At 41.6% G+C, this 13,861-nt stretch carries 7 protein-coding genes, 1 rRNA gene and 3 pseudogenes; 5 read left to right on the plus strand and 6 right to left on the minus strand.

Going from position 1 to position 13,861, the window contains the following annotated elements:
* Positions 1–38: 38 nt before the first annotated feature.
* The 5 genes and pseudogenes from gspG to gspC form a co-directional block, all read right to left on the minus strand.
* On the minus strand, positions 39–458 hold the full coding sequence (gene gspG / locus P4S61_RS08200; RefSeq protein ID WP_145242768.1) for a type II secretion system major pseudopilin GspG: 420 nt from the start codon (positions 456–458) through the stop codon (positions 39–41).
* Between the two features lie 74 nt (positions 459–532).
* Positions 533–1,767, minus strand: a pseudogene (gene gspF / locus P4S61_RS08205) (type II secretion system inner membrane protein GspF).
* A 2-nt stretch (positions 1,768–1,769) separates the two neighbouring features.
* Positions 1,770–3,330, minus strand: a pseudogene (gene gspE, locus P4S61_RS08210) (type II secretion system ATPase GspE).
* A pseudogene (gspD, locus tag P4S61_RS08215) lies at positions 3,323–5,382 on the minus strand (type II secretion system secretin GspD). The pseudogenes gspE and gspD overlap by 8 nt, the downstream one beginning before the upstream one ends.
* A gap of 23 nt (positions 5,383–5,405) precedes the next feature.
* The gene (gene gspC, locus P4S61_RS08220; RefSeq protein ID WP_337118110.1) at positions 5,406–6,353 is read right to left on the minus strand and encodes a type II secretion system protein GspC; all 948 of its coding nucleotides are present in this window, start codon (positions 6,351–6,353) and stop codon (positions 5,406–5,408) included.
* A 205-nt stretch (positions 6,354–6,558) separates the two neighbouring features.
* Here gspC and hslR point away from each other — a divergent pair, with 205 nt between their 5' ends.
* The 5 genes from hslR (at position 6,559) to P4S61_RS08245 (ending at position 13,263) form a co-directional block, all read left to right on the plus strand.
* The gene (gene hslR / locus P4S61_RS08225) at positions 6,559–6,981 is read left to right on the plus strand and encodes a ribosome-associated heat shock protein Hsp15 (RefSeq protein WP_392352783.1); all 423 of its coding nucleotides are present in this window, start codon (positions 6,559–6,561) and stop codon (positions 6,979–6,981) included.
* A 12-nt stretch (positions 6,982–6,993) separates the two neighbouring features.
* A complete protein-coding gene (hslO, locus tag P4S61_RS08230) occupies positions 6,994–7,839 on the plus strand; it encodes an Hsp33 family molecular chaperone HslO (protein ID WP_149983376.1) in 846 nt (281 codons plus the stop codon).
* 265 nt (positions 7,840–8,104) lie between these two features.
* Complete coding sequence (locus P4S61_RS08235; RefSeq protein ID WP_182732552.1) at positions 8,105–9,643, plus strand: phosphoenolpyruvate carboxykinase; 1,539 nt, start codon at positions 8,105–8,107, stop codon at positions 9,641–9,643.
* A 396-nt stretch (positions 9,644–10,039) separates the two neighbouring features.
* Entirely contained in the window at positions 10,040–11,302 is a 1,263-nt protein-coding gene (locus P4S61_RS08240) for a TonB-dependent receptor plug domain-containing protein (RefSeq protein ID WP_337118111.1), read from the plus strand.
* An 80-nt stretch (positions 11,303–11,382) separates the two neighbouring features.
* A complete protein-coding gene (locus P4S61_RS08245) occupies positions 11,383–13,263 on the plus strand; it encodes a TonB-dependent receptor domain-containing protein (protein ID WP_337118112.1) in 1,881 nt (626 codons plus the stop codon).
* A gap of 468 nt (positions 13,264–13,731) precedes the next feature.
* Here P4S61_RS08245 and rrf read toward each other — a convergent pair.
* A 5S ribosomal RNA gene (gene rrf, locus P4S61_RS08250) occupies positions 13,732–13,846 on the minus strand.
* Positions 13,847–13,861 lie beyond the last annotated feature (15 nt).

A 13,861-nucleotide genomic window follows, 5' to 3' on the forward strand; every position in this document is an offset into this window, starting at 1 on the left:
TGCTGGGTGTAAAAACGCCTTTATACTAAGATGCATTATTATTTTTCTTCATCCCAGTTACCAATGTCGTCATCAGTACCCACTTCGCCATCGGGTCCCATTGAAAACAAATCAAATTTACCAACTTCACCTGGGCTGATTAACTGGTACGGATTTCCCCATGGATCTTCTGGTAATTTAGAAATAAAGCCACCTTCAGGAAAACGCTTTGGTACTGGCTCTACGCTAGTTTTAGTCACTAACCCTTCAAGGCCTTGCTCAGTGGTTAAGTACGCTTTGTTCTTTAATTTATAAAGACTCATAGCATCTTCAAGCTGCTGAATATCAAGATGCGCTTTATCAAGTGCCGCTTCTTCTTGCTGGCCCATAATATTGGGTGCCACGATTGACATGATCATGCCAATGATAACCAGTACCACCATAACTTCGAGTAATGAGAAACCTGCTTGTTTATTCACGTACATACCTCTGTTGTTCTTAATAATTAACTATCGTAACACGGTAAAAATGCATTACGAAATCCCTAAAATAGTTAAAGTCCAATCGCTTTATTCATTGCCATAATAGGTTGTAATATGGCCATTACGATAAACAATACAATAACCGCCATGGACGCTATCATCGCAGGCTCTAAGAGTTTTAGCGAGACATTTACCATGGTTTCAAATTCACGGTCTTGATTGTTTGCAGCACGCTCTAGCATTTGCTCGAGCTCACCTGATTTCTCCCCACTGGCGATCATATGCAGCATCATCGGTGGGAATAATTTTGTTTGTTGTAAGGACGCTCTTAAACTTGCCCCTTCACTAACGCGGGTTGCGGCATCCGCCACTGCTTTTTTAATTTTCTCGTTGATCAATACGCCACCAGAAATACGCATTCCCTCGAGTAACGGCACTGAACTTGATGACAAGATACTCAGTGTACGAGCAAATCTGGCGGTATTAATACTACGAGCAACTTTGCCAATGCCCGGCATCATCAAAATTTTCGAATCATACCAAAAGCGGATCTTAGGCTGTTTTAGCGCATGTTTAACACCAATCACTGTCGCGGTAAATAACACCAAAGTAATGAACCAATAATTTTGCACATAGTTACTAGCAGCCATTACCCATTCCGTCGTCCAAGGTAAAACCTGCTTTGACTTTTCAAATGTCTTCAATATTTTAGGCACTACAGTACCTAGTAATATTGAAACGATACCAATGGCAAATATTACTAATATCACCGGATACACCATCGCTTGTGTGATTTGACTACGCATGTGTTGACGTTGTTCCGTGTAATCGGCTAAACGGTTCAATACAGCATCTAAGTGACCTGATTTTTCACCTGCAGCTACCATAGCGCGGTATAAATTATCAAATACATGTGGAAACTCAGACATGCCATCAGCCAAGGTATAACCTTCAACAACTTTTGAACGCACCGACATTAACATACGCTTCATACGCGGCTTTTCACACTGCTCAGCCACCGCCATTACCGCCCCTTCAACCGGTAACGCCGATTGAATGAGTGTAGCGAGTTGGCGAGTGATCAAAGCGAGATCTGAGGTAGATATTTTCGCTTTAAAAAAGCTGCCAAATGGCGAGCTTTTTCACCTTTAACTTGTTTATCACCCTCTGCGGCGGGCACAACTTCGAGCGGCGTAAGACCTTGTTCACGTAAAGATTGGCGAATTTGTTTCGCGGTATCCGCTTCTTGAATACCTTTTTTCTCTTTGCCGCGAGCATCGAGCGCGCGATATTCAAATGCTGCCATTGTTAACCTTCCTCACGCGTTACACGTAATACTTCTTCAAGGGTGGTTTTACCGGCTAATACGCGACTACAGCCATCTTGGCGAATACTTGGGGTATGTTTGCGAATGTACTTTTCAACACTTTGCTCACCTTTACCACTGTGAACAAGTTCGCGAACAGTTTCATCAACTACCAGTAATTCATGAATACCGGTACGACCACGGTAACCATTAAAGTTACACTCTTCACAGCCAACGGCTCGGTAAATAGTCGGCGGATTTACAAATGGTACGCCGAGCAATTCACACTCGCGCTCATCTGCAACATGACCTTCTTTACAGCTCTTACATAAAGTTCGCACTAGACGCTGCGATAACACCCCTAACAAAGAAGATGATAGCAAGAAGGGTTCAACCCCCATATCTTCCATACGAGAGATAGCACCTGCTGCGGTATTGGTATGCAATGTCGACATCACTAAGTGACCTGTAAGTGAGGCTTGCACGCCAATTTGTGCGGTTTCAAGGTCACGTATTTCACCAACCATTACTACATCAGGATCTTGACGTAAGATTGCCCGTAAGCCACGGGCAAAGGTCATATCAACTTTAGTATTTACCTGAGTTTGACCAATACCTGGGATTTCATACTCGATTGGATCTTCAACCGTTAAAATATTACGATCGCGAGAGTTAATTTGGCTCATGCCCGCATAAAGCGTGGTACTTTTACCAGAACCAGTTGGACCGGTCACCAAAATAATTCCGTGCGGTTTACTGATCAAATCAGAGAACAATTCACGGTTGCGCAGCGTCATACCTAAATCTTCAAGATTTAAACGCGCGTTATTTTTATCAAGTAAACGCAGTACAACCCGCTCACCAAAACTTGATGGCATGGTTGATACCCGAACATCAACGGCACGTCCTGCGATACGCAAACTAATACGACCATCCTGCGGGATACGCTTTTCTGCAATATCGAGTTTCGCCATTACTTTAATACGCGAAACTAACAATGAAGCGAGTTTACGATTCGGCTTTAACACTTCTTTAAGCACGCCATCAACCCGAAAGCGGATCACCAGCTCTTGCTCAAAGGTTTCGATGTGAATATCTGACGCGCCTTCTTTAATCGCTTCACTGAGCATCGCATTGATCAATTTAATGATTGGTGCATCATCATCTCCGGCAAGCAAATCTTCCGTTTGCGGCATATCTTCAGCCAGTGAAAATAAATCAACTTCGTTACCTATGTCTTCCATCATTTGCTGGGTTTCAGAACTATCGCGTTGATACGATGCCTCTAATAACAACTCAAACTTGTCATCAGCTAAATGTTCAAGCGTAAAGCCATGCCCAGCAATGCGGCGCACTTCTAACAATGCATCAATATTAAGCTCACCACGATAGAAAACCACCACGGTCATCATTATTTTTACTTAATAACATGCCTGCACGTCGTGCATATGAAAATGGTAGCCGCTTATTAGGCAGTTCAACTAAATCGTTACTGGTCATCAGCTCGCTATTATTTAGCGGCTGTGAGGGCTCTGCGGTGATCTCAGTGATTGCATCAGTCATTATTGCGCTCATCTGTATTTTGCTGTCTTAAGTATTCTTCATAAGTTGGCGGTAATACTAATGCATCATTCCACTCAGGTAGGATTGGTGCATCGGTTAGAGGCATTAAATCAATACCATCTTCTTTTTGTTTATACTGCTCACCACGGATAAAGTTATATTTACTGTGGCTTAATTTATTCATTTTAATACCATCACGAATAATGGTTGGGCGAATAAACACGATTAAATTACGTTTACGCTTGCTGGTGCTGGTTGAGCGGAATAAGTGACCAAGGATAGGAATATCACCTAATATTGGTACCTTTGAGACACTTTCTTGTACGTCTTCATCAATTAGACCACCAAGCACAACCATGCCGCCATCATCAGCCATAACCGTGGTTTTAATGGCACGTTTATTAATAGATATATCCACCGAAGTAGTACCACTCACGCCAGATACTTCTTGCTCAATGGTTAACTGTACAGCTGAACCATCATTTATTTGTGGCGTTACTTTAAGTTTTACACCTACCTCTTGACGCTCTACTGTTTGAAATGGATTAGAATTATTAGAACCCGTTTGCGAGCCAGTAATGATCGGCACTTCTTGACCGACAATCATCGATGCCTCTTCGTTATCCATGGTGGTAACCGAAGGCGTAGCAAGAATATTTGAGTTAGTATCAGTAGAGACTGCTTGAATGATCGCGCCCCAATCGTTTTTAACAATCCCCATAGCCAATCCATTGATGCCCCCTAACAAAGCACCTAACGGGCCAAGATCACCTTTTTGCGTTTCATCGTATTCCTTAAGCTCAGTATTATCACCAGTGAGAGTTTTAGTCACTGTCTTATCACGGGCTTGTTCAGCAGCTACAGCTAAAGAACCAACAGGAACGGTTGTGCCGTTATTAAACTGCATCATACCGCCTTGCTCTGAAATCCATTGCAGACCAAAGTTAATACCATCAGCTTCCATTACTTCAACAATGATTGCTTCAACGAGTACTTGAGCACGACGAATATCAAGCCGTTCAATCACTGACTCCAATGAACGCATGGTGTCAGGTTGAGCAGTAATGACCAATGAGTTTGAATCTGGGTGAGCTTCAATACTGGTTTCGTTTTGGTTGCGGCTACGGGTTTTAGTTGCCCCACCTTGACCTTCTTCACCAAGCGTTTTGCTAACCCCTTGCAACACTTTCACTAAATCTTCAGCGCTAGCGTAATTAAGGTAAATTACTTTAGTGTTGCCTTGGCTTTGTAACTCACCGTCGAGGCGTTTAATTAATTCAATAGCACGCGTTCTTGCTTGGCCTTCGCCACTGACAATAACGCTATTAGTACGGCCATCTGCAACGACTTTAGGGATCAAAAATTCTGGGATACTGCCTTTACCGCTATCTTTGTAAATATTATCAACCACAGATACCACATCATCAGCGGTGGCAAAGTTTAGCTTTACAATATCAACCCGCTTATCACCGGCTTGGTCAACTGAGCGAATAATTTCAACAAGTCGGTTTACTGAGGCAGCATGACCGGTCAACATCATGACGTTTGCAGCGTTGAAGTTGGCAACATGACCGCCATCTTTTTGGTCGCTAAACTGACGCACTAATGGACCTAGTTCTTGTACGCTAACATTTTTTACACGTACGACACGAGTGATCATCATATCACCGCGCGCTTGGTCGTCTTCAGTAACTAACGGTACGTTTGATTTTTTAGCATCAGAGCTTTTTTCAATTTTTAATATACCGTTATCCATTTCAACAGCTGAATAACCGTAAACTTCTAGTACATTTAAGAAGAATTGATAATAAAGTGCTTCATCCATCAATTCATAGCTGCGTACGTTTACTTTACCACGTACGTTCGGGTCGATAATGACGGTCTTATTTAGATTTTTACCAACGATATTAATAAACTCGTTGATATCGGTCCCTTTAAAGTTTGCAGCATACTCAACGGCAGACACCGATAGAGATAAGCTAGCCACAAAAAAAGTGTTGCGTACTTAGCTAACCCTTTTCTGATTTTTTTGAGGTGTAGCGCGTGAACCATTATATTAAAACTCCAAAGCTAAGTTATTGCAGGCTAAATTGCACATCAATCTGCTCGCCATCACGGTCAATTGTAATGTTCGCATCGGTACTATTACGCAGCTCATTAATGGCTGACATGGCCTGTTTTAAATCTGTTAATTGATAGCCGTTAATCGATACAGCCAAATCGTTATTTTGTAACCCCATCTGCGTAAATAATGCAGGGTCTTTACCTGGGCTTAAACGATAGCCAATAAGCTCACCATCCTTCATAGCCTGAGATACTCGAATATAGTCAAATAGTTTACCAGGGTCTTTTAACAGTTCTTCCCGGGTATCTATAAGTGCTTCTTTTACTTCTTGATTTGCTGTTACATCAATCTGACGGTCACTTTCCATTTGCGGACCGTCATCGAGTTCAGGTTCATCACTATCACGTTCGGCAAGTACTGGCATTGACACTGTTTTGGTAAAATCTACGCCATCAAGCATTAACGTTTCAAAACGGCCACTAACATCTAAAATTACTCGATCAGGTAATACTTGCGCAAGTTTAGCGCGAGTGCCTTGCACAACGTCATCCACCAAATAGGTTGATTGTTGACCTTGAGACTCAATAATTGCCAAGCCTGTTTGATCATTGCCACTGACTGCAACAATACCAGTTAAATTAATGCTTAATCGAGTTTCTGGCGCATTGTTAATGACTTGAGCTTGTTGGCTTGCTTGTTTTTTAGGCACTGCGTCGGCTTTACCAAACAAGTTTTGTGCTAAAATTAATTGCGTATTAACCCGTTCAGGCTTACCTGTAACGCTATTAATATAGCTTGGAGAAAGGCTAGAATTAACCAGGGTAGGCCATATTAACCAAAATAGTTTTGCAGCCAAAAAGGCAATATAAACAACGGCTAAAAGCGTTATTGCCCAACCCAATTTAGCGTGGGGTAATTTACTTACTAGATGTTTTAGCTGTTGTAATCGCTGTTCCATAAATGACGTTTCTTATTTTAATTTGCTGCTTCATCGCTGGCCTATAGTACCTTTTCATTTTTCATTCAACAAGCGCACTAATATTAAACTTTGTAAACAAGGTAAATTAACACTTACGCTGAATGTAAAAAGCTTCGACTATTTCTTTGTCAGTAAGTTTCATGCTAAGTTTTGCCTTACAGAGTCACGCTTTTAATCGAGTATAATCGTGTCAAAAAGTAACACCCGTAATACCACATCAAAAGATGAAACTATTAGTATCCGTTTAGACAAGTGGTTGTGGGCTGCACGCTTTTATAAAACCCGCGCCATCGCACGGGACATGGTGCAAGGTGGCAAAGTACATTATAATGGCCAGCGCACTAAGCCTAGTAAGGTAGTCGAACTAGATGCCGTGATCAAACTTGCTCAAGGAGTTGACGAAAAAGTTATCACTGTACTTAAATTGCTTGATAAACGTTTAAGTGCCCCCATTGCTCAAACTTTGTATCAGGAGTCTGATGCAAGTATCGAAAAACGCGAAGCCAATAGCATCGCGCGCAAGAATAATAGCTTTTTTGCTCCTCATCCGGACCGTAAACCAGATAAAAAGCAAAGACGCGAACTTTTAAAAATGAAATCAAGTTAGGTAAAGCCACTCATGCAACAAGATCTACTTCATCGTTATACATTTGATCAACTAGACGTCCGCGGCGAACTCGTACAAATAGAGCAAGCTTATAATGAAATGATTGCCGATCATAATTACCCCGTGCAAGTGCAAGCTTTATTGGGTGAGTTACTGGTCGCAACCTGCCTACTTACAGCTACATTAAAGTTTGAAGGTGATATAGCAGTACAACTGCAAGGTGATGGCCCGGTAAAATATGCGGTTATCAACGGTGATCATCAACAAAATATGCGTGGTATTGCCCGCCTGCAAGGTGAAGTAACAGGCTCAACCATCCAGGAACTAATCGGTAACGGTGTGATGGTACTGACAATCACACCAACTAAAGGTGAGCGTTATCAAGGTATAGTTCCGCTTGAGCATGACACGTTAGCAGCATGTCTTGAAGCCTACTTTGCACAATCAGAGCAACTACAAACACGTCTATGGTTTGCAACTGATACAACACAAGGTCATGCTAAAGCTGCTGGTTTACTACTACAGGTGTTACCTGTAAATAAAGAAAAGTCGATTACTGACTTTACTCACCTTGAAGCACTCAGCAATACGATTAAAGCTGAAGAGTTGTTAGAGCTTGATGCTGCCACTGTGCTTACTCGACTTTATCATGAAGACAATCCGCGTGTTTACGAGCCGCAAGCAATCCAGTTTAAATGTGGTTGTAGTAGAGAAAAAACCATCACTGCGCTCGTTAATATAGGTCAACAAGCTTTATTAGATGACGTTATTGAAAATGGTGAGGTAAAAATTAGCTGCCATTATTGCTTAAAAGATTACGTTTTTAATGAACAAGATGTGAAAAGTATTTTCAACTAATCTAATCGTTCAAAAAACCAACAAAATTCAAACCGCATTTATTGCGGTTTTTTTATGCCAAAAATTGATACCGGTGTCATGAATTGTATTACTTTTATGACACCGGTATCATTGAAATTATTCATGTTTTTTACTAAATATATGTGTTTTTAGGCCTTTGATAAGCTCGAATATCCCTAATCCATCTGTTACTATAATTACAGCTTAAAGGGAAACAAGAACCCCAGAGCTATCCCGTTCAATCTCACACAATTTAGGTATAAACATGACTTCAAGCGCTACTCGTTTTGTCGATCTAACTGCAGCTGAACTTGTCGAACACGCGATCCGTCGCGGTGAAGGGACTTTAGCCGCCAATGGAGCTTTTGTTGCTAACACTGGTCGTCGTACTGGTCGTTCACCACAAGATCGTTTTATTGTTCAAGAACCAAGTACTGAAAATGAAATCCAGTGGGGTAATGTAAATCGCCCTTTCGATGCAGATAAATTTGACGCTTTATGGGCACGTGTTGAAGCACATGTGCAGAGCAACGACCACTTCATCTCTCACCTTGAAGTAGGCGCTGATCCAGAGCACTATTTACCTGTTGTTGTTACAACGGAAACTGCATGGCATCATATCTTTGCCAAAAATATGTTTATCGAACCTAAATCTTATAATGCATCTGATTTACCCCAATGGCAGGTAATGAATGTACCTTCATTTGTTTGTGACCCAGAACGTGATGGCACTAACAGTGATGGCACAGTAATTATCAACTTTGCACAACGTAAAGTATTGCTTGCAGGTATGCGTTATGCCGGTGAAATGAAAAAATCAATGTTCTCAGTGCAAAACTTTCTACTACCAGCGAAAGGCGTGCTACCAATGCACTGCTCAGCTAACGTAGGTGAAGCTGGCGATACAGCATTATTCTTTGGTCTATCTGGTACCGGTAAAACAACTTTATCAGCAGATCCAACTCGCTTTTTAATTGGTGATGACGAGCACGGCTGGGCACCTGGTAGTGTATTCAACATCGAAGGTGGTTGTTATGCTAAGTGTATCGACCTTTCACAAAAGAATGAGCCTGTTATCTGGGATGCAATCCGCTTTGGAACTATCCTAGAGAACGTTGTCCTTGATGAAAAAGGTATTCCTGATTTTCATGATACTAGCCTAACGCAAAATAGCCGCGCAGCTTATCCGCTTGAACACGTTGAAAAACGTAAAGTAGAGAACCGCGCAGGCGAGCCAAAAGCAGTGGTATTCTTAACCTGTGATGTAAGCGGCGTATTACCACCAGTATCAATCCTTAGCGAAGAAGCTGCAGCGTTTCATTTCCTAAGCGGTTACACTGCAAAAGTTGGCTCAACTGAAATTGGTTCTACCAGCGATATCGAATCAACATTCTCAACCTGTTTTGGTGCACCATTCTTCCCACGTCCAGCGGGTGTATACGCGGAGCTTCTAATGAAGCGTGTACGTGAATTTGGCGCTAAGGTATACCTAGTTAACACTGGTTGGACTGGCGGTCCTTACGGCACTGGTAAGCGTTTTGATATTCCAACTACCCGCGCTGTTGTTGATGCAATCGTATCAGGTAAACTGGCTGGCGTTGAAACTCAACATATTGATGTTTTAAACCTAGACGTACCAGTTGCAGTACCAGGCGTTAACAGCGAGCTACTTAACCCAATCAATACTTGGGAAGATAAAGCTAAATACGCTGAATATGCGGCCAAACTTGCAGCAGACTTCACTGAAAACTTCGCTAAATACGATGTATCAGATGAAATCAAAAATGCAGGACCTAAAGCTTAATAAGCTACTTTAGCCTCATAATTAAAACGCCAACCTCGAGTTGGCGTTTTTGATTTTAACCAGAAAATTAAATCCATCACTCTTACTACTAAACCTGAGTTCGGGGTAATAACCCTATCTCCTGTCGCTATTTTCATATAACAATTATTATGGAATAACTACCCCCTTACATTTAAAAGAACGACTAATCCTTAGCTCCTGTTAAAAAGTAACCTTAAAAAACAAAATAAATGTTACTTTATTTCTTTTAATATGTTAAAAAAGTATTGCATTAATTTAAAGTAGTAACTAAAACTTGGCATATTAAGTAGCAATGCCGATCGAAAGGAGTAACTTTGCCCTCGTTAAAATGCAAGGTTACAACTGGTTATAAAAATAAGTAAAAGAGATTAAACCATGTCAAAATTAGTCATCGATAGCAATAAATACAACACTGGACGAACGAAAACTCGGCTTAGCCTTGCGATTTCATATGCATTACTAGGTCTTTGTCCACTGTTACTTACAGCTCAAACTTCGCAACAAAATGACAGCGATGTCAGACCTATTAATAAAGATGAATCAATTGAGGTTATAGAGGTCACGGGCATCCGTGGCAGTATCTATAGCGCACAAAACTTAAAGCGCTATGCTGATACCGTAAAGGATGTTATCACGGCATCAGATATTGGTGCACTGCCTGACAAATCAGTGACTGAGGCTCTCCAACGTGTTCCTGGGGTCACAATTGAACGCTTTGCATCTTCTAGTGATCCGAAGCATTATGCAGATGAGGGGACTGGTGTTCTTATTCGAGGCTTGGACCGGGTCCGCTCTGAAGTAAATGGCCGTGATGCATTTAGCGCAAATCCATCGGGTGGCCTAAGCTATGAGGACTTCCCCGCGGAGCTACTAGGAGCTGTAGAAGTAGTTAAGAACCAAACCGCGGATCTTATATCAGGAGGTATTGCTGGTACAGTCAACCTAATTACTCGCAAACCATTTGATTCCACAGACCGTATTATCTCTTTTAACGCAAAAGCTAATTACAGTGACTTTCGAGATGAGACAACTCCTTCTTTCTCCGCTCTGTTCTCTGATAACTGGGAAACTGATGCAGGTAAATTTGGCTTTCTTATTGCCGGATCACAATCTGAATATAAAACACGAGGTGATGGTATTGGTTTAGGTAATTTCCACTCCCGTGGCGATTCATTTATTCCCACTACTGATCAATGGGGTGGCATCATAGGTGTTGATCCAAGCTCGCCGGTTGATGGCCCTGCTTTACCCGGTCAACCTGCAGCGAGTGTTTGGCATGTTCCGGTTGCTATTCATATGAGTACAGCTACTAATGATCGTAAACGCACTGGCTTTACATCATCATTGCAATGGGCTAACAACGACGAAACTATAGTGGCCACCTTGGAACATATTAATTCAAGAGCCTCATTGGAGTGGAACGAACGCCAAATTGGACAAGCAGCTCAAGGCTTTAAAGGGTTTATGGGCTCATCTCAGAATTGGATGGATGATGCTGAAAATGGTTACCCATTAACCACTGAGAATGGATTCGTCACATCAGGTATTGCTTTAGGTGTAAGTCCTGAAACTCCTTTTTCTATCGAAGTCGCTGGAACTATAACGAAAATACCGTTAAAGATACTTCATTCAAACTAACACTAAAACCAATTGATCGCCTGACGGTTGATTTCGATTACCAACACATAGACTCTGAAAAATCACTACAAAATTACAGTATGTCAGGTCAAACACGAGGTAATCATGTCCATGTAGTTTCGCCTTACTTCCTAGATATGCGCGGCTCTAGACCTTCTGTTGAATTTCTCAGTGACAATATTTTAACCGCAGGTTGGTCTCCTAATGAAGATTGGAATGGTCCTGTACCAAATCTATTTCTTGGTAGTGGCATGGAACAAATAGAGCATAATACAGCCAAAGCCAATAGTTTTAAATTAGATGTTAATTACGAACTCGATGGTACATTTACTAACATTAAATCTGGTATTTATCACTCAGACAAAGACTTGACTGTTCGCGACACCGCTTATGAAGGTTGGTCTGCAATCGGTACACCATGGGTACAAGATGACCGTAATGCAGCTTCTGCAGTTAATCGACCTGAATTATTTGAGCGTGTTGATTTCTCTGATTATTACAACGGTCAAGTCCTGCAAGGTAATGTAAATAACTTCCTTTTTCCACGCATGGAATTAGTCAAAAATTATGCTGATTCGCTCCGCCAGGGCTGTAAAGACGGTTGGCATAATGCAACAAACAGCGCAGCAAACAACGGTATTTGTACGGGTACTTACGTCCCTTATACAGATAAGCCAAACCGTGTTGAAGGCCCTTATGCAGCTCATAATATCAGTGCAACAAACGAAAAACGCACCGAGTTTTATGTACGTGGCGACTTTGATTTTGTCGCGCAAGATATTCCAATAGTCGGTAATGTAGGTTTACGCTATGTAAACTACAAATTAGCCTCCACTGGCGCATTAGTGCAACCGCCGGTAAGTAAGCGCGGTGAACCTGGAACATCCTTAAATACAGTAATGCAGCAGCCAGAATACAAGCGCTATTATGATCTTGCTGGGGGTGAATCAACACTGAGCACAGTGGATGGTACTGATTACAGCACAATATTACCAAGCCTAAACCTAAGCATGGGTATTAGCGAAGACGTAGTGGTAAGATTTGGCATCTCAAAAGCCTTATTTTACCCAAGCCTAGTTGATGCACGGAACATCAGTATTATCAATCTAGACTATAATCGTCGCCTCCAAACACCTGGCGCAGACTATGATGAAACGAGTAACCCTGTTGTAGGAATCGATGATATAGAACTGACCGCATTATCGGGTAATCCTTACCTTAAACCTGAAACAGCAATAAATACCGATCTAACAACCGAATGGTATTTCGCGCCAGCAGGCTACGTTACTTTGGGGCTATTCCATAAAAAACTAGATAACATTATTCGCAATAGAACATTTGACCTTGACGTGACATACGGAACTGAAGAATACAACTTATCTGCATATGGTCCTGCCAATACTGGCTCTGGTACACTGCGCGGTGCTGAATTTTCATACTCTCAATTCTACGATATGCTGCCAGGCGCTTGGGGTGGTTTAGGTTTACAATTAAACTATACCTTCATAGACCAGAGTGGTTTAGAAGATCCTAACGAAATCTCAAATGGAACATTAGGATTCGATGAAAATGGTAACCCTATCGCTGATAACCGTAACACTTTCCGTGTGTTCAGTGGGCTACCTCTGCAAGGGTATTCAGACCAAAACTTAAATATTATCGGTATGTATGAATACGAAAAGGTTTCTTTTCGTCTAGCCTATACGTGGCGCTCTGAATATTTATTAACCCTACGCGAATCTGAAGAATATGTACCAGCTTATGCTGAGGCTTCAGGTATGATGGATGCCAGCTTATACTACACCATTAATGATCATTGGAAAGTAGGTGTTGAAGCGAGTAATTTACTCGAGACTGAAACCAAAACTAAATATCAAATGGATCAAGCGGGCACTAAAACTCAGGCGTTGAACTTCACGACAGATCGACGCTTTGCACTTAGCGTTCGAGCAACTTTCTAGAAGCTAAATACTAAAACGCGTAGCAGCAAGACTACGCGTTTTTATTCCAAAGCTTTCGCTAATTTATCTATCACTTATAGAGGTTACAGGTTTGCCTGTTACTTATAAAAAACACTAGTTTGCCTTCTATTTATAAAGAGTGCGAGTTGACTAGTTTCTCATGATTAAAAATAGCAGTGCACGCATCTCAAAAGGTTAAAGCTGTCTTCCTGACCAACTCACTCATTCACTTTACTGCTGATGTAAAAAGCCCGACTATTGCTAGTCGGGCTTTCTCAATTTGGAGCTTGGTAATGTCATAGTGCCCACAGCGGTAGAGAAGCCACATAGCAAATGTATAGAGTCGGCTTTAGGCTCTTATTCTTTTTTACCTAAAACCTATTGCCTTTCACCTCGAACCTTCTTTTTACTTTATGCCAGACAACAAAAAACCCGTTACATCGCTGTAACGGGTTTCTCTTATTTGGAGCCTGGCAATGTCCTACTTTCACATAGCAAATGCTACACTATCATCGGCGCTGTTTCGTTTCACTACTGAGTTCGGCATGGGGTCAGGTGGGTCCAAAACGCTATTGTTACCAAGCAAATTTGGTGTTAA

The sequence above is a fragment of the Pseudoalteromonas sp. B160 genome, from assembly GCF_037162485.1.
GTDB classification, from domain to species: domain Bacteria; phylum Pseudomonadota; class Gammaproteobacteria; order Enterobacterales; family Alteromonadaceae; genus Pseudoalteromonas; species Pseudoalteromonas rhizosphaerae.

What these genes read in the sequence shown, in the direction of transcription:
- gspC (WP_337118110.1), bottom strand. Translation starts at nt 6,353, where the DNA reads ATGGAACAGCGATTACAACAGCTAAAACATCTAGTAAGTAAATTACCC.
- hslO (WP_149983376.1), top strand. Translation starts at nt 6,994, where the DNA reads ATGCAACAAGATCTACTTCATCGTTATACATTTGATCAACTAGACGTC.
- P4S61_RS08235 (WP_182732552.1), top strand. Translation starts at nt 8,105, where the DNA reads ATGACTTCAAGCGCTACTCGTTTTGTCGATCTAACTGCAGCTGAACTT.
- P4S61_RS08240 (WP_337118111.1), top strand. Translation starts at nt 10,040, where the DNA reads ATGTCAAAATTAGTCATCGATAGCAATAAATACAACACTGGACGAACG.
- P4S61_RS08245 (WP_337118112.1), top strand. Translation starts at nt 11,383, where the DNA reads ATGTCAGGTCAAACACGAGGTAATCATGTCCATGTAGTTTCGCCTTAC.